3 protein-coding genes are annotated in these 19,238 nt (G+C 71.9%); 1 reads left to right on the forward strand and 2 read right to left on the reverse strand.

The genetic code is table 11. The annotated features are described in order from the left end of the window. Positions 1–12: 12 nt before the first annotated feature. Positions 13–804, forward strand: coding sequence for an enoyl-CoA hydratase/isomerase family protein (locus tag QE449_RS04745; RefSeq protein ID WP_222645526.1), 792 nt, complete (start codon positions 13–15; stop codon positions 802–804). A gap of 6 nt (positions 805–810) precedes the next feature. Here the strand turns inward: QE449_RS04745 and QE449_RS04750 are convergent, their stop codons facing one another. Both QE449_RS04750 and QE449_RS04755 read right to left on the reverse strand, forming a co-directional pair. Next, positions 811–1,581: a tyrosine-protein phosphatase gene (locus tag QE449_RS04750; RefSeq protein ID WP_307108307.1), complete on the reverse strand. Its 771-nt coding sequence runs from the start codon at positions 1,579–1,581 to the stop codon at positions 811–813. Beyond that, positions 1,574–19,195: an amino acid adenylation domain-containing protein gene (locus tag QE449_RS04755; RefSeq protein WP_307108308.1), complete on the reverse strand. Its 17,622-nt coding sequence runs from the start codon at positions 19,193–19,195 to the stop codon at positions 1,574–1,576. Before QE449_RS04755 ends, QE449_RS04750 begins: the two co-directional genes overlap by 8 nt. Positions 19,196–19,238: the final 43 nt, after the last annotated feature.

Below are 19,238 nucleotides of genomic sequence, written 5' to 3' on the forward strand. Positions count from 1 at the left end.
ATGCTCCGATCCATGAGTGAGAAGCCCACCCGTCTCGAGCGCACCACCACCGACGCGGGCGCCGAGGTCGCGATCCTCACGTTCGCCCACGGCGCCCTGAACCTGTTCGACCAGGCGATGTTCGATGCCGTGACGGCCGACGTGGCCGAGCTGGTGGCCGCTCCTCCGCGTGCGCTGCTGCTGCGCGCGGAGGGCAAGGTGGTCTCGGGTGGGGTCGACGTGCACGTCTTCGAGGGGCTGTCGGAGGCCGAGGGAACGGCGTTGTGGGAGGGGCTTTTCGCAGCCATCGCCCACCCGCTCGAGGCGCTGCCCTGCCCGGTGGTGTTCGCCGCGCACGGTCTGACGCTCACGGCCGCGTTGGAGATCGCCCTGGCGTGCGACATCATTCTCGCGTCGCCGAAGGCGAAGTTCGGTCTGGTGGAGACGGTGGTGGGTCTGACTCCGTCGATGGGTGGTCCGCAGAGGATGGCGGAGCGTGCGGGCAGCGGCCGGGCACGTGAGTTCGTCATGACGGGCGATCTGTACACGGCGGAGACGCTGCGCGAATGGGGAGTCGTCAACCAGATCCATGAGGACGTGGACTCCGCCGCCAGGGCTCTCGTCGCACGGCTCGCGGACGGGCCGACGCGCGCCCATGCGGCCACGAAGGAGATCATCGGTGCGTGGCGCTCCGGCGGTGTGCGCCATGCGGATTCGGTGACGTCCGCGGTGTCGGGTGCTCTGTTCGAGACCGAGGATCTGCAGGGCGCGGTGCGCAGCTTCCTCGATGTGGGGCCTGGTAAGGCGACGTACACCGGGCGCTAATACTGATCAGCGCTGGGTGTCCACCAGCGCATTCCTCAGTCGAGTGACCGCGTCGTGGTCGAGGCCGAGCCAGTCCAGGTAGCCGTCGAACGAGCCGTGCGCCGTGGTCATCGCCTCGAGCCCGGCGCGGTAGTACTCCTCCCGCACGCCCAGCAGGTCGTCGTCGAGGTCGGCGGGGGCCACCTCGTCGTGATCGAGAATGTGGCGCCGGAGTGGAGCGACGGCGGCGTTGCTGCGCAGGTAGTCCGCGACGATGTCCTCCTCGACGACGCCGGCGGCGCGCAGCACGGTGGCGACGGTCCACCCCGCGCGGTCCTTGCCGGCGGCGCAGTGCACCAGCGACGAGGTGCCGGACGACAGGGCCTCGACCACCGCCCTGATCGCCACCCGCGCGCCGGGCAGCGTCGGAAAGGCGCGGTAGGCGCCGTCGAGGTAGCCCCGGGCGGTGGTGGCGGGCACGGCGCGCTCGTGCGGCGCGTCGCGTTCCGCGGCGATGTAGGGGACGCGATGCACGGTGACCGTGTCCGGGGCCCGGTCCGAGCCCCACCGCGTCACCTCGGCGTCGCCGCGCAGGTCGAACACGTCGCTGACCCCGAGTCCGGCCAGCGTGGCCCGGCCCTCGTCGGAGAGGTGCGTGAGTGCCGACGCGCGGAAGAGAAGTCCGCTGCGGGTGCGTCCGCCGTCGGACGTGCGCAGGCCGCCGGTGTCGCGGAAGTTCCACGCGCCGCGCAGGTGGAACTGGCCGGGTTCGGAACCATCCGTGCTGCGTTCACTCACCCGTCGACAGTAACGACGCGGTCTCCACGCGTCCGAGCCACCGTCCCACCAGGGGACCGATGTCCGCCACGGCGTCGCTCGACAGCAGTTCGCCGTGTCGCCACGGCACCGACTCCACGTCGGCGGGTCCGGTGCAGTACTGCGACCAGAAGTCCGACATGCGGCCGAGTTCGACGGCGGTGACGTCGGAGTCGATCATCAGGACGGCGCCGCTGTAGGTCGGCGGCACGTGCTCGTCGACGAGGGCGAACAGGGTGAGCATCGCCTTGGTGATCAACCGCGCCTGGATGTCCGAGACCGGTAGCTGGTCGCCACCCATCGCCGACCACACCGACCACAGCGCGTCCGGCGTCATGTCCGCCAGGTCGTCGGTCAGGTGCCGGTACGCGCCGAACATGGCGTCCGCCTGCGCCTTCTTGACCGCACTGCCCGGCACGATGCTGTGCACCGGGTCGAGCAGCGACAGCGACGCGACGGTGTGGCCCTGCGATTCCATCCGGGCCGCGACGGCATGGGCCAGCACACCGCCGACCGACCATCCGACGAGGTGGTACGGGCCGACGGGATCCACGTGCCGGATCTCCTCGACGTAGCGCTCGACGACATCGTCCATCGACCGTGGTGCGAAGTCGGGGTCCGCCACCGCCGGCGTCTGCACGCCGTACAGGGGGCGGCCGGTCTCGAGGTGGCGGCCGAGCTCGAAGTACGGCCAGGCCAGGCCCATCATCGGGTGGATGCAGAACACCGGGGCGAGCTCGACTCCGCCGCCCAGTCGGAGAACGGGACCGACTGCGTCGGACGAGGCGATCGACTCGTCGTCGTCCTCGCGGTCGAGATGCTCGGCGACGGCGCCGACGGTGCCGTGCGAGAACAGGAGTCGGAGCACGCGGTCGACCCCGGCGGCACGACCGAGGTGTGCGGCCACCCTGGTCGCGGTCAGTGAGGTCCCGCCGAGGGCGAAGAAGTCGTCGTCGAGTCCGATGTCGCCGACGCCCAGCACGAGGGCGAAGGCGTCGGCGACCATGTGTTCCGTCGAGGTCGTCGGCGCGCGGTACACCGTCGGTGCGAACGTCGGTGCGGGAAGGGCCGCCCGATCCACCTTGCCCGCGGTGGTGCGCGGAACCGCGTCCAGAGCGATGACGCGCGACGGCACCATGTACTGCGGAACCCGTTCCGCCACCGCCTCTCTGACAGAAGCGACGTCGATCCCGTCGCCGGCGACGTACGCGACGAGATGATCCGATCCGGTTCCGGCGTCGCGGTGGAGGAGGACCACCGCCTGCGTCACCGCGGGATGGGCGAGGGCGGCGTTCTCGATCTCGCCCGGCTCGATGCGCAGTCCGCGGAGCTTGATCTGGAAGTCGCTACGTCCCAGATACGCCAGCTCTCCGGCCGAGTTCCACCGCACCAGGTCGCCGGTGCGGTACAGGCGCGCGCCCGGCGGTCCGTACGGCGCGGCGACGAACCGGCTCGCCGTCAGCCCGGTCTGCCCGACGTACCCGCGGGCGAGATGTGGTCCGGACAGGTACAACTCACCGACGGCGCCGAGAGGAACCGGCCGCAGGCGGCCGTCGAGCACCACCGCGTCGACACCGCGGACCGGTGTGCCGATGCCGACGGGGCGGTCCGGCGTGATCGGTCCGTGCGCGGTGGCCCAGACGGTCGTCTCGGTGGGGCCGTAGTCGTCGTACATCTCGCGTCCGGCGGACCACGTCGCCGCGAGGTGATCCGGGAGGGCCTCGCCGCCCACGACGAGGACGCGCACGCAGTCGAGGCCGGCGGGGTCCAGGGAGTCGAGCACCCGGGGCGTGATGATCGTGTGCGTGACCCTCTCGTGGCGAATCAGCGCGCCGACCTCGTCGCCGCTGTGCACGTGCGCCGGCGCGAGAACGAGAGTGCCGCAGTGCGCCAGTGCCATCAGCATCTCGGCGATCGAGGCGTCGAAGGTCGGTGAGGCCACCGCGAGTACACGCACGTCCGGCACGTCGCCGCGCCGGGAACGTTGGTCAGCCAGCGCATCCGCCAGGCCCGCGTGGGTCACGGCGACGCCCTTGGGTCGGCCCGTGGAGCCGGAGGTGTAGATGACGTACGCGATCGAGCTCGGATGCAGCCCCGGACGACGCTCCGACGCGAGCACCGTGTGGGACGGGTGACGGTCGAGCGCCGACACGATGTCCGGATCGTCGAGCACGATGCGCGGAATCCACGGCGCGGCGGTCGAATTGGCCTGCTCGGACCGGGAGTCCGTGATCACGACGACGGCGCCGGAGTCCTGGAGGATGTGCGCAATTCGGTCGGCGGGTTGCGCGGGATCGACCGACAGGAACGCGGCCCCGGCCGCGGCGACGGCCCACACGGACAGGACATGGTCGATCGAGCGCGGCATCGCCAGCGCGACCACGACGTCGGGTCCTGCGCCGCAGGCGATGAGTTCCCGCGCGAGACGATTCGCGCGCGCGGACAGGTCCGCGTAGCTCAGGTCGATGCCGTTCGCCCGCAGGGCGATCGTGCCGGGACGGGCCGCTACCGCGTCGGCCACGAGGTGGTCGAGAGTCCGGGCCGCCAGCGCGGGGGCACCGCTGCGGGGACGCATCGCGGCACGCTCCGAGGGCTCCACCGTTTCGAGGTCCCCGATCCTGACCGAGGTGTCGCGTGTCATCGACCGCAGTGTCCACACCAGTCTGCGCGAGACCCGCTCGATGGTGCTCCGGTCGAACAGATCGGTCGCGTAGGACAGCTCGATCAGCAGGCGCCCCTGGTCCTCGCGCAGCGTCACGGCGAGATCGAACTGCACGGGAGCGCCGCCGAGATCGAGCACCTCGACGGCCGGTGTGGTGACGGGGAATCGCGGCGGCGCGGTGTTCTGCAGAGTCAGCATCACCTGCACCACAGGGTGACTCGCAGTGGAACGCACCGGGTCGAGGGCCGTCACCAGGGTCTCGAACGGCAGAGCGGCATGCGCGAAGGCGTCCAGGGTGGTCTCGCGCGCCGCGGCGAGGTGGTCCGCGACGGTGCCGTCCTCGTCGATCGTGGACCGCAGGACCACCGTGTCCACGAACATGCCGACCACGTCGTCGAGTGCCGGATCGGTGCGACCCGCGACGGCCGTCCCGACGAGGAGATCGCGGGTTCCCGCCCACTGGGCGAGCACGATCGACAGCGCGGTGTGCGCGACCATGAAGAGGGTGACGTCGTGGGCCTGCGCGACGGATCGGAGCGCGCCCAGCGCGTCCGCGTCGAGAACGGTCCGCACCCGATCGCCCTGCTGCGACGGGGTTCTCGGCCGGGCGCGATCGGTCGGCAGCGCGAGATCGAGGGGTACGCCGGCCAACCGCTCCCGCCAGTGCGCGAGGTGGCGCGACGAGGCCGAGCCGGGGTCGTCGAGCGATCCCAGCGCTGTGCGTTGCGCGAGGGCATGGTCGGCGTACTGCACGGGCAGCGGTGGTAGGTCGAGTGGCCGCCCCTCCGCGCGAGCGGCGTACGCCGTGACGACGTCGCGCGTGAGCGGCGCCATCGACCACCCGTCCGCGGCGATGTGGTGCACGAGGATCACCAGCACGTGATCGGTCGGCGACACGACGAGAAGAGTGGCGCGCAGCGGAGTCTCGGTGGTGACATCGATGCGCGCCGCAGCGGCCGTGCGTACCGCCGCGGGGACGTCTGCGGCAGAGGTGCGCACGATCTCGACGGGAACGTCGACCGTGGGCGACACCACCTGGTGCGGCACGCCGTCGAGGGCGGGATGGACGGTGCGCAGGATCTCGTGCCGGAGGGTCACGTCGTCGAGGGCGGACCGGAGCGCGTCGACGTCCAGCGGACCGGTCAGCCTCAGCGCGAGCGGGATCAGCTGTCCACCGCGGTCGGCGTCGACGCGGCCGAGGAACCACATCCGGTGCTGAGCGAAGGAGAGCGGCACCCTGTCCGGGCGCGGCGCCGCCGTCAGGGGAGTGCGCGCCGCGGTCGGCGCCGCGACCAGCACTGCGGCGAGCGCACCCACGGTGGGGTGGTCGAACACCGCGCGCACCGACACCTCGCGCTCCGTCGCTGCCGACACCCGCGCGGCCACCCGGGTCGCGGACAGCGAATGGCCACCGAGAGCGAAGAAGTCGTCGTCCGGCCCCGGCAGCTCCGGCAACTCGAGCACGGTGGCGAAGGCCTCGGCGACGGCGCGCTCGGCCGGGCCGACCGCCTCGCGACGCGGAACCGTCGCCACGGTCCCGGGAAGGCCGGAGGTCGGTCGGCGAGGGGCCGACGGGAGTGCGCGACGGTCGAGCTTGCCCGACGCCGTCAACGGGATCACGTCCACGGTGACGATGTGCGCGGGCACCATGTACCGCGGCAGGCGGCGCGCGGCGTCGTGTCGGAGGGCGGCGGGGTCGACGGCACTCGTGCCGGACGGCACCACGTACGCGACGAGGTGGTCGTCCTGCACCAGCACCGCGGCACGGTCGACCGACGGGTGCGAGGCGAGTGCCGCCTCGATCTCGCCGGGCTCGATGCGCAATCCGCGCAGTTTGACCTGGACGTCGGTGCGGCCCAGATACTCCAGATCTCCGCCGCTGGTCCAGCGCACGCGGTCGCCGGTGCGGTAGAGCCGCGCGCCCTGAGCCGCGGCGACGAACCGCTCGGCCGTCGCGGTGGGGCGGCCGACGTACCCGCGCGCGAGGTGGGTGCCGTCGAGGTAGAGCTCGCCGACCACCCCGATCGGCACCGGACGCAGGAACGTGTCGAGCACCCGCGCGCCGACCCCGCGGACGGGCCGCCCGATGGTCACGGCGTCGTCCGCCCGGAGCGGGCCGCTGCTCGTGGCCCAGACGGTGGTCTCGGTGGGACCGTAGTCGTTGAACAGGCGTCGACCGGGGGCCCATCGGGCGGCCAGTGCCGGTGGGCAGGCCTCACCGGCGGTGACCAGGACGTGGAGTGACGGAACGTCTTCGGGGATCAGCGAGTCGAGCACTCGCGGCGTGAGGAGAGCGTGGGTCACCGCCGACTCAGCCACGAGGCGACCCAGTGCCGGTCCGCCGAACACGTCTGGTGGAGCGACCACCAGGGGAGCGGACAGGGCCACGGCGATGAGCAGCTCGGCGATGGACGCGTCGAACGTGGGGGACGCAACCGCGAGCACACGTGCCTCCGCAGCCTCGCGCAGTCGCTGGTCCGGCCGCGCAGCGCCGCGCAGTCGCTGGTCCCACAACGCGTCCACGAGGCCGCGGTGTGTGACGCCCACGCCCTTGGGGGTTCCGGTGGAGCCGGAGGTGTGGATGACGTACGCGAGGGTGTCGGGACGGATGGCACCGAGCCGGTCGGCGGGCGTCACGTCGGCCTCGGACTCCGCGCCCGTGTCGAGGACCGTCGGTGACACCGTGGCGAGACGTACCAGTGCGGCGGGAACCGTCACGGCGGTGACGGCGACGTTGGCGCCCGTCTCGGTGAGCATGTGCCGCAGTCGGTCCGGTGGCCCGTCGGGGTCGATCGGCAGGAACGCCGCGCCGGTCTTCGCCACCGCCCACACCGCGGTGATCTGGTCCACCGAGCGCGGCAGCGCGACGGCGACGACGGTGTCGGGCGCGGCGCCGAGGGCGATCAGTGCCCGCGCCCAGCGGTTGGAGCGGCGGTCCAGCTCGGTGTAGGTGAGCGTGCGCTCCCCGATCAGGGCGGGCCCGTCCGGGTTGCCGGCCACCGCGTCGGCCAGCAGACGAGGCAGCACGCGCGGTGGTAGTCCGGCGCTGCCGTGCTGGGAGAGCAACAGTGCCCGCTCCGACGGGTGCAGGATCTCGAGGGCGCCGATCCGGTCGAAGGGCCTGCGCGCCACCGCGTCGAGGACGCGGAGCAGGACGTCGACGATTCCGGCCGCGGTCCGCCGGTCGAAGAGGTCGACGGCGTAGGTCAGTGCGCCGCTCAGTCCGTCCCCGGTCTCCGTGAGATCCAGGGTCAGGTCCACCGGCGCGGCCACGGGAACCGAGTCCAGGACGTCGATCTCCAGTCCGGCGGCCACGAGAGTGGGCGGAGTCTGGTTCTGGAACGCGAACATGACCTGCACGACGGGATGGTGTGCGGTGGAGCGCACCGGATCGAGAGCGTCGACGATCAGCTCGAACGGCACGTCGGCGTGGTCGAGGGCCGCCACGGTGTCCTCGCGCACCTGATCGACCAGAGCCGCGACGGTATCGGTACCGGTGACGAACGCGCGGTGCACGACCGTGTCGACGAACATGCCGACCAGCTCGTCGAGATCCTCGTGACCGCGGCCTGCCACCGGTGTTCCGACGGCGATGTCCTCGCTTCCCGTCACGCGGGCGAGAGTGACGGCCCAGGCCGCCTGCAGGACCATGACGAGCGTCGCGTGGTGGGCGGTGGCGAGCGCACGCAGCGCCGCGGTCGTGGCGTCCGGCACCGTCACGCGTACACGCGCCCCGCGGTGCGAGGCCACCGGCGGCCGCGGTCGATCGGTCGGCAACGGCAGCACGTCCGGGAGACCGGCCAGGCGGTCCGTCCAGAACGCGACTCGACCACGGATGTCGTCCGCGTGATCCTGTTGCCACACGGCGTGATCCGCGTACTGCACGGGCAGGGGGTCGACAGTCCACTCTCGACCGGACCGGCGGGCCGCGTAGGACGCCGTGAGATCGCGGGTGAGCGGCGCCAGGGACCAGCCGTCCGCGGCGATGTGGTGCAGCACGAGAAGCAGGACGTGATGCTTCTCGGTCACCGCCACGACGGAGGCGCGCAGCGGGAGATCCGCTGCCAGGTCGAACGGTGCCGACGCCATCCGGTCGAGGACGGCCTCCGGCGTCTCCGACTCCCGGTCGATCGCGATCCGCGCGTGATCGAGAACGTGTTGCTGCGGAACACCGTTCACGGCGGGGTAGACGGTGCGCAGTATCTCGTGGCGGTCGACCACGTCGGCGAGTGCGCCCTGTAGCGCGCCGTGGTCAAGGACACCGCGCAGCCCGAGTGCGAGCGGGATGACGTAGCCGCTGTCGCTGGAGACCGTGTTCAGGAACCACATGCGCTGTTGGGCGAACGACAGAGGCACCACGTCGGGGCGCGGCCGTGTCCGCCGCGGTGCGAGAGCGCTCCGGGGCACGGCGTCGATCTGCGCGGCGAGTGCGTGCACGGTCGGTGCCTCGAACACGCTACGGACCGGAACCTGCAGTCGAGCAGCGACTCTGGTGGCACTGAGGGAGTGGCCACCGAGCGCGAAGAAGTCGTCGTCGAGTCCGACGGGGTCCGCGAGTTCCAGGACCGTCGCGAAGACGGCCGCGACGGCGACCTGCCCGGCGGTGGACGGAGCGCGGAACTCGGCCGTGTCGAGGGCCGGGCGGGGCAGCCGCGCACGGTCGAGTTTGCCCGACGTCGTCATCGGCAGTGCGTCCATCACGACCACCGCGGCGGGAACCAGGTACCGCGGCAGTGCCGCGGCGGCGGCGGCCGTAACCTCTGCCGCGTCGATACTGTGCCCGTCGGCAGCGACCACGTAGCCGACGAGACGCTCGTCGATCACCCCGGCCGCGGCGGCGCCGACGCCCGCGGCGCCGACGAGCGCTGTCTCGACGTCCCCGAGCTCGATCCGCAGGCCGCGCACCGTGATCTGGTGATCAGACCGTCCGAGGTACAGCAGGTCGCCGACGGCGTTGCGGCGCATCAGGTCTCCGGTACGGTAAGTCCGCTGTCCGTCGGGAGCCGCGACGAAGCGGGACGCGGTGAGTCCCGGCCTACCGAGGTACCCGCGTGCGAGATGGTCGCCTGCGACGTACAGCTCACCGACCACGCCGTCCGGAACTGCGTGCAGGCGGACGTCGCGAAGCGAGACCTCGACGCCGAGAGTCGGGGACCCGACGGTCACGGGATGCCCGGCGGCCAGGAGTGCCGTCGTCGACCAGATGGTCGCCTCGGTGGGTCCGTAGACGTTGGTCATCGTCCGGCCGGGTGCCCACGTGTCGACGAGACTCGGCGGGCATGCCTCGCCGGCGCTCATGACGACGCGGAGGTCACCGCCGGGATCGGGTGTCGCGTCCAGCGCGCGGGGTGTCATCAGCGTGTGGGTGACGCGGTGCCGCCGCATCAGGTCGCGGAGTTCGACACCGGCGTAGACCTCGGGAGGGGCGACGACGAGTGCGGCGTCCAGTGCGAGTGCGATGACCAGTTCGCCGACGGACGCATCGAACGTCGTCGACGACACAGCGAGCACCCGGGCATCGGATGCCGGTGCGTGCCGGGCCCGTTGGTCCTGGACGGCGTTGTGGAGTCCGCGGTGCGTGACGGCGACGCCCTTGGGCCGTCCGGTGGATCCCGAGGTGTAGAGGACGTAGGCGAGGTGGTCGGGTCGCAGAGTCGAGCGACGGTCGCGATCGGTGATCGCTGCGTCCGACAGCGCCGCGACCGCGGCGAGTGTGGCGGGATCGTCGACCGTGATCCGGACGACGTCGGTCGGGAACGGTGCCGCCGTGTCCGTGAGCACCAGCGTGGGCGCCGCCTCGGTCAGGATGTCCGCGAGCCGAGCCCTCGGCTGCTCGGGATCGATCGGGAGGAACGCGGCTCCCGCACGGCTGATCGCCGCGACGAGAACGAGGTACCGCGCCGACCTGGCGACGGCGACCGCGACGACGGTCTCGGGACCGGCACCGAGCGCGATCAGACGGCGCGCCCACCGGTTCGACGCTCGTGCCCACTCGTCCCGCGTGAGAACGGTGTCGCCCTCGATCACCGCGACCGCGGAGCCGTCCGCGTGGGCGTCGAGCAGGGCGGGGAGCGTCGTCGGGGTCGTGCGGGCGTCGGGATGCGTCCACGTGTCGGGCTCGTCCGCTCCGCGGATCGCGATGTCGCCCACTGCGATCTCGGAACCCGGGGCCGCCGCGCGCAGCACGTGCTCGAGGACGGACGAGAGGCATTCCGCGGTCGTGTGATCGAACAGGTCGCACGCGTAGGTGAGGACGACCGCGAGGCCGGCGCCGGCGGGGCGGACGTCGACGGTGAGGTCGAAGGTCGCGGGTGCCGGCCCGACGTCGAGCACCTCGATGTCGGGACTGCCCTGGAGCGGATCCACGTCCTGGAAGGCCAGCACGACTTGGAAGACCGGGTGATGCGCCGACGTGCGAGCCGCACCGAGGGTGTCGACCACGTGGTCGAACGGGACGTGCGCGTGCGCGAAGGCGTCCACCGTCTCGTCTCGGGTGCGGGAGAGCAGCTCGGCGAACGACTCCGACGGATCCACGCGGGTGCGCAGCACGACGGTGTCGACGAACAGGCCGACGAGGTCGTCGAGCGCAGGATCCGGTCGACCCGAGATCGGTGATCCCACCGCGATGTCCGTCGACCCGGTCCAGCGCGCGAGGGCGACGGCGAGGGAGGTGTGCACGACCATGAACACCGTGGCCCGGTGAGCGACGGCGAGCTCGCTCAGTGCGGCCACGGTCGCGTCGTCGAGATCGAGGCGCACCGCGGCACTCGCCCGGCCGCGCCGCTCCGGGCGCGGTCGGTCGAGCGGCATGTCGAGGACGTCGGGCAGTCCGGAGAGACGGCACTTCCACCACGCCGCCGCGTCGGAGTCGACGCCCAGTTCCGTCTGCCGCACAGCGACGTCGGCGTACTGCACCGACAGTGGCGACTGTGCCGGTACTCGTCCGGAGCGATGGGACTGGTACGCCGACCGCAGGTCTCGCGTGAGAGGGGCGAGAGACAGACCGTCCGCGGCGATGTGGTGCACGGTCAGCAGCAGGACGTGCTCGTCGTCGGCGAGGCGCAGCACCTCGGCCCGCAGGGGTGGTTCGGTGGCCAGGTCGAACCGCGTGGTCCGGGCATCCGACAGTCGCTCCACCAGTGCGTCGGGTGTGACGGCGGTGACCGTGAGGGTGGTCGGCGCCGGGGGCGGCAGCACGACCTGGTGCACGACACCGTCCGCATCGGCGTAGACGGTACGGAGGATCTCGTGGCGAGTCATGACGTGACCGATCGCGGACGACAGCGCGCCGAGATCCAGGTCGCCGAGGACGCGCAACGCCAGCGGCATGACGTAGGACCCCGGTTCGTACCGGTCGAGGAACCACATCCGGTGTTGGGCGTGCGTGAGCGGGATGCGGTCGGGACGCGCAGCGTGGAACCCGTGGTCGGTGTACGCGTCTCCCGCATCGACGGCGGCAGCCAGCCCCGCGATGGTCGAGACGTCGAAGAGCGTGCGGAGCGTCAGGTCGCGTCCGGTCGCCGACCGGATGCGCGCGACGACCCGCGCCGCGCTGAGGGAGGTGGCGCCGAGCGCGAAGACGTCGTCGTCGGTACCCACCGGAGCGGACGTCTGCAGGACGGCCTCCACGATGTCCGCGACGACACGCTGGGTCGGTGTGAAGGGAGTGCGGTGGACCCGGCCGCGGCGCGCGGGTGCGGGCAGCGCACGCTTGTCGACCTTGCCCGACGCGGTGAGGGGAATGGTCTCGATCTCCACGATGTCGTCGGGAACCAGATGGCGCGGAAGCGACGAGCGCAGCGACTGCAGCAACGCCTCCGTGACGGCTGAACGGCCCCGTGTCGGAACGACGTACGCGATCAGTCGGTCTCCGACGACCGTTAACACCGCGCGGTCGATCAGGCCCGACCGCGTCAGCACGGCCTCGATCTCCGCCGGCTCGACGCGCACGCCGCGCACGGACAGCTGGTCGTCGCTCCGGCCGAGGAAGTGCAGGTCGCCGGCGGCGGACCAGCGGACGCGATCGCCGGTCCGGTAGAGACGAGATCCGTCCGGTCCGGCGACGAACCGCTCCGCGGTCAGCGCGCTGCGATGCGCGTAGCCGCGGGCGAGTTGCGCACCACCGAGATACAGCTCGCCGGGGACGTCGACGGGAACGGGGCGCAGGGCGTCGTCCAGCACGAGGGTCGTCGTGTTCCACACCGGCCGCCCGAGGGGGACGTTCGTCGTGTCGGCGTCGGTCACGACGTGGGCGGTGACGTCCACCGCCGCTTCGGTCGGCCCGTACAGGTTCACCACTTGTACGGGGAGCACGGCGCGGACGGCGGCGGCGACCCCCGCGGGCAGCGCCTCGCCCGACGAGAGGATCGTGCGCAGCGACGTGCAGGCGGCGAGGCCCGGTGCGTCCGCCATGAGCGCCAGCGTCGACGGGACGGCGTGCACCACGGTGACGCGGTGCCGTGCGATCAGTTCCACCAGCAGATCGGCGTCGCGGTGGTCGTCCGGATCCGCGACGACGACCCGGGCACCGATCTGCCACGGCAGGAACAGCTCCCACACCGAGACGTCGAAGGTGGCGGGTGTCTTGTGGAGCACGACGTCGTCCGCGGTGACACCGACGAACTCGGCGCGCCAGCGCAGTTGGTTCACGATCGCGGCGTGCGACACCCCGACACCCTTGGGCTGCCCGGTGGAGCCGGACGTGAAGAGCACGTAGGCGAGGTGGTCCGGGCGCAGGGGTGCGAGGCGATCGTCGTCGGTGAGGGGTGTGTCGGAGAAGGACCCGAGGGGCGCATCGCTGATCGTGATCCACTCGACGTCCTCGGGAAGCGTTGCCGCACTCCCGATACCGAGCCGCGCACCCGACATGGTCACTGCGTGTCGGAGCCTCTCCGCGGGATGGCCGGGATCGAGCGGGACGTAGTGTGCGCCGGTGGCCACGACGGCGTGCACGGCGACGAGCAGATCGATCGACCGCTCGAGCGCCACCGCGACGGCCGTCTCCGGTCCGGCGCCGCGGCTGATGAGGTACCGGGCGAGGCGGTGCACGCGAGCGGAGAACTCGGCTCGGGTGACGTGTCGATCGCCGTGAGTGAAGGCCACACGGGACGGAACCAGAGCCGGCACGGCGTCCAGGAGTGTGGTGGGGACGAGGGGGTGCCGGGTGGAGTTCCACGTCTCGGTGACGAGGGTGCGCTCCGTGACCCCGAGCAGGTCGATCTCGGCGAGCACACGCGAGGGGTCGAGTGCCTCGAGCACCCGCAGGAGTCGGTCCAGCAGTCGGTCCACGGCGTCGGTGTCGAGGACGTCGCGGCGGTGCGTCGCGCGCACGACGAAGCTCTCTCCCGGTTCGACCGCCAGGGACAGCGGGTAGTGCGTCGCGTCCCGTGCCTCGACGCCGAGAACGGAGAGGTCACGCGCCGCCGCGGTCAGAGCGGTGCGATCCAGTGGATACGACTCGAAGGCGAGCGACGTGTCGAATCCGGCGCCCGGCCCGACCTCCGCCTCGATGGCGGACGGAGCGAGGTGATGATGATCGAGCAGCGCGGCCTGCTCACGCTGCAGTCGCTGAGCCGACTCCCGCACCGTCGCTGTGCGATCGAGCCGCACGCGAACCGGAACGGTGGAGATGAGGAGCCCCACCATGGATGCGGAACCGTCCAGCTCGGCCGGTCGGCCCGAGACGGTGGCTCCGAAGACGACGTCGGTACGGCCCACCGCGGAGCCCAGTACGAGTGCCCACGCGAGTTGCACGAGGGTGTTGACCGTGACCCCCGCGGCGCCGGCGCGCGCCAGGAGTTCGGCGGTGCGCTCGGTGCTCAGCGTCGCGATGCGCTGTCCTGGTGCCTCGTCGGTTCCGGAACCGTGCGCGGGAGCGAGCAGCGTCGCCTCGGTCGATCCGGTCAGGGCCTCCGACCATGCCGCGAGCGAGGCCGTGGTGTCGCGTTCCCTCACCCACTGCAGGAAGCCGCGGAGTGGAGGCGGCGCGGGCCGGGGTTCCTCGCCGGCGTAGTCGGCCAGGAGGTCGGCGAGGACGATCGGCAGGGACCAGCCGTCGAGGAGCAGATGGTGATGGGTGAGCACCAGGGTGTGCCGCTCGTCCCCGGTGTGCAGCAGAGCGACGCGCAGCAGCGGTGCGGCGGCCACGTCGACGGCGACGCCGCGATCGTGCGCGAGGAAGGCGTCGAGCACGGCGGCAGGGTCGGGATCGGCCCGGACGTCCACCTCCGTCCACGGCACCGTGACGGATGCCGCGATCACCTGGACGTCCGTCCCGTCGACGGTGGTGTCGAAGGCGACCCGCAGCGCGTCGTGACGGTCCACCAGCGAGTACGCGGCCCGCCGCAGACGGTCGGCATCGAGCGCTCCACCGAGGTGCACGATCGTCTGCACCACATAGGGATCGACGCTCCCGGCGGCGAGGCGGGCATGCACCAGCAGGCCCGCCTGCAGTGGCGCGGTGGGCAGGACGTCGATCAGCGTGGGATGACGCCCGGTCCACCCGTCGACATCGAATGGTGTCGCATCGACCAGCGGGAAGTCCGACGGTGACCGCCCGCCGGCGCCGGGGGTGTCGACGTGCCGTGCGACGGCCGTCGCCGCCTCGACCCACAGCGAGACGAAGGCCTCGACGTCCGCGTCCGCCAGGACCGCGTCGAGCGTGCTCAGTCGTGCGATCAGGGTGTCCCCGAGGACGACGGTGTCGATCTCGAGCACGGCGGCCGCGCCCAGGTCCTCGGGCCGTGGTCCCGACAGCGGGGAGATGCCGGGAACCGGGAGCCAGTCACCGGTGTCCGTCGTCGTCATCCTGCCGAGGTGCGCGAACGAGATCTGCGGTGTCCAGCGCAGGGCGTCGCGCGCGTCGTCGTCTGCCCCGTGTCGCAGCAGCCCGTAGCTCGCGCCGTGGTCGGGAACTCGTGCGAGGTGCTCCTTGACCCGCAGAATCGCCTCGCCCGCAGCAGGTCCGCCGCGCAGCGCCGCGGCGATGTCGAGACCCGTGAGGTCCAGTCGTACGGGGAACACCGTGGTGAACCAGCCGACGGTGCGCCCGGTGTCGGCGCCGGGAACCAGGTCGTCCTCCCGTCCGTGTCCCTCGAGTTGGACGAGCCTGGTCGGTGCGTCGTCCTGTCGCCACGCGGCCAGCGCGAGGGCGAGCGCGGCGAGGAGGGCGTCGGTCGGTCCGGCGTGGAACAGGGTGGGCGCGCGGACCAGTAGTGCGTCGGCGATCTCTGCTGGAAAGGCGACGTCCCGGACCGTCGTGTCCCGTACCCGATCGACGACGGGGTCGAGGAGTCGTTGTCCGAGAACGGGATCGGGGCCGTCCAGAACGCCGGTCCAGTACGGCAGCCGCGCGCTCGCGTCGTGCGCTGCGAGACCGGACGACCAGCGCCGCATCGACGTGCGGACGGGGGCGAGAGTCGGTGCGACCCCGTCGCGCACCGCGGCCCACGCCGCGACGAGATCGGCGACGAGGACGCCCCACGACACCACGTCCACCACCAGGTGGTGCGCCGCGATCACGAGGCGTCCCGCCGTGTGCTCGCCGAGGTCGTTCCAGCCGAGCCCGAGCATCACGCCCTTCTCGGGATCGAGTGTCGCTACGATGTCCTCCACCGCGAGATCGGCGCCGCGGCGCAGCAGTCCGTCGACCCGGACGACATCCCGCGGGCGCACCTCGAGGTGTACGCCGTCCGCGTCGCGGACGAGCACGGAGCGCAGCATGTCGTGGTGCGCGACCACGGCCTCGATCGTGGACACCAGGGATGCGCGGTCGATGCCGACCGGGAGCGAGAGCGTGAGGGTCTGAGCGAACCGATCCGGTGTTCCGCCGCGCTCCAGCAGGTGGCGCACGATGGGTGTCGGGTCGACGCGGCCGATGCCGCTGCCGGGTGGCTCGTCGACGGTGCCGACCGTGTCCGCCACACGCGCGAGCCCGGCGGCACTGCGTTGTTCCACGACGTCACGAGCGCTGATCCGCACGCCCGACGCCGCCGCGACGGTGACCAGTCGGATCGAGAGGATGCTGTCACCGCCGAGCGCGAAGAAGTCGTCGTCGACACCGACATCGTTGCGGGACAGCACGTGTGACACCGCGTCGAGCAGCCGCCGCTCGACGTCGGAGGCGGGTTCACGGCGGGTCGTGGTCCGGCGCTCCGGCTCGGGGAGTGCGCGGACGTCCACCTTGCCGGAGGCGGTCAGTGGGAGCGCGTCCAGCGGCACCACGTGCACCGGGACGAGGTGGCTCGGCAGCGTCCGGACGACGGCGGCGAGAACGTCCGCGGGGTCGGCGTCACCGGTCACGTACGAGACCAGCTGCTCGCTGTCGCCGTCACGGCGGACCACTGTGACGGCCTGCGTCACACCGGGAACCGCGACGAGGGCCGTGTCGATCTCGCCGGGTTCGACGCGGCGTCCTCGTACCTTGACCTGACTGTCTGTGCGCCCCAGATACTCCAGGTCACCGGACGACGTCCACCGTGCGCGGTCACCCGTGCGGTACAGCCGCGTTCCGTCGACCCCGGCCACGAAGCGCGCCGCGGTCTCCGCCGACCGTCCGACGTACCCGCGGGCCAGGCCGGCTCCGGCGAGGTGCAGCTCACCCGGAACTCCGACCGGGACGGGGCGCAGGCGGGAGTCGAGCACCACGGCGCGCACTCCGGGCAGGGGACGCCCGATGGTGACGGTTCCGGACTCCGTCAGCGGCGCGGTCCCGGTGGCCCACACCGTGGTCTCGGTGGGTCCGTAGTCGTTGTGCAGCAGGAGGTCCGGTGACGTCGACCACCGGGACGCCAGCGCGGTCGAGCACACGTCGCCGACGCTGAGGACCTGGCGCAGCGACGGAGCTTCGGTCGGGGACAGTGTCTCGAGCACCCGCGGAGTCAGGATCGCGTGGGTGATCGATTCTCGTCGCAGCAGATCCTGCAGAGGTGCACCGGAGTACGCGTCGGAATCGGCGACGACGAGGCAGCCGGACAGTGCGAGGGCGAGAAGGTGTTCCGAGATCGACGCGTCGAAGGTCGGAGCCGCGACGGCGAGGACGCGAAAGCCCCCCATCTCCGGAACCCGTGTCTCCGGACCGCGTGCGCGGTGGCCGGCCACGACACCGTGCAGTCCGGCGTGGGTGATCGCGACGCCCTTCGGGCGGCCGGTGGAGCCGGAGGTGTACATGACGTAGGCGAGCTCGGTGATCGCCGGCCGCTCCCTCGTCAGCGGCTCCGGTGCGACGTCCGTGACGGCCACCCGGGTCGTTCCGCTCGGCAGATCGACGGGATGTCGATCCGTCGTGACGACGAGGGTCACCCCGGATTCGGCCAGCACGGCGGCGAGCCGCTCGACGGGGTCCGCGGGGTCGACCGGGAGGAACGCGGCACCGGTGCGCACGACGGCCCAGAGCGCGATCACCTGGTCGACGGACCGCGGAAGTGCCAGCGCCACCACGGTTCCCGGAGTCGCCCCCGCATCGCGGAGAGTGCGGGCGAGGCGCCCGGAGGCGTCGTCGAGTTCGCCGTACGTGAGCGTGGCCGTTCCGCCGCGCACGGCCGGCGCCGCCGGGTCGCTGCGCACGACCGCCGCCATGAGGTCGCCCAGCGTCGTCGCCGTCGGTGCCGGCCCGCCCGACCGGTCGAGCAGATCGGCCGCCTCGCCGTCGTCCAGGAACGCGAGATCGCCCACGGTGGTGTGGTCGTCCGCCGCGACGATGCCGCCGAGGAGTCGCGTCAGCCGCACGCCGTGCCGGTCGATGTCGAAGGCGTCGTAGCGCTCCGGGTTCCACTGGATGTCCAGCGTCAGTGTGTCGCCGGTGTAGATGTTGATCGCGGTGTCGTGGACGGGCCCCGACGACAGGATCCCGACGGGAGCCGAGATGTCGTCGAACTGCAACGGGGCGACGAACGGCATGATGTTCACGACGGGGCCGAAGGAGACGCCGAACGGCCGCACCTCCGGTGCCAGAAGCTGATCCCAGTCCCGGAAGCGTTGGTGCCGAAGCGCCCCGGTGATCTCCCGCCGTACCTGTACGAGCAGTTCTCGCACCGCCGTGGTCGAGTCGACCGTCAGCCGCAGCGGCACCAGATTGGCCATCATCCCGGCCGTCGCCCGCAGAGCGGCGGTGGTGCGTCCGGTGACGGGGAATCCGAGGACCACGTCGTCGGTGTCGAGCACCCGCGACTGATGCACGGCGAGAGCGGCGACGACGGCGAGTGGGTCGGCTCCGGTTCCCCTCGGCTGGGTCCACGGCAGGCGCGTCGCGACGGGTTGCCGGGGTGCGCTCGGTGGTGCCGCCGACAGGGCCGTGGGGCCGCCGACGTCGGCGAGGTGCTCGCGCCAGTGCTCGAGGTCGGCGTCGTGGCGACGTGACGCGGCGTAGGCGACCTCCGCATCGTGGATGCGGGCGGCGGTGTCGGGCGTCGGCGCCGGTCCCGGAGCCGACGTCCCCGAGTAGTGGCCGGCGATACGTCCGAGGAGGGTGAAGGCGCCCTGACCGTCGAGCACCACGTGGTGGGCCCGCAGATACAGGAACGTGCGGTGATCGTCGAGTCGGAGGAACACGCATCGAACCAGCACGGTTCCGTGGAGATCGACGGGCTCCCGGAACTCGGCGCGCATCCACGCCTGAGCGGACGCCTCGGGGTCGGCGTCGCCGCGCAGGTCGAGCACGTCGAGGTTCATGACGGCGTCCTCGAGGTGGATCAGACACGGCTCGTCGTCCTCTCCCTGCGCGAGGCGCGTCTGCCGCAGGCCGGACTCGGTGCCCGCGGCGTACATCGCCCGTTCCAACCGAACGAGGTCGACACCGGAGCCGACCGGAGCGGAGATGTCGACGTACAGGGCGACGGTGAGGGCCGCGTCGGGATCGAGGCGCTGGGCCAGCCAGAACGGCCGTTGCGCACCCGTCAGCGGAACCCGGGCGGGGCCGCCGTCCGGTTCGGGGGACACGACCGCCCCCTCGTTCCGGTCGTCTCCCACAGGACGAAACCTA

The sequence above is a fragment of the Rhodococcus sp. SORGH_AS_0303 genome (assembly GCF_030819335.1).
Classification (GTDB): Bacteria; Actinomycetota; Actinomycetes; order Mycobacteriales; family Mycobacteriaceae; genus Rhodococcoides.

Bases quoted from the DNA above. Each gene is read 5' to 3' on its own strand.
- QE449_RS04745 (WP_222645526.1), top strand. From the start codon at position 13: ATGAGTGAGAAGCCCACCCGTCTCGAGCGCACCACCACCGACGCGGGC.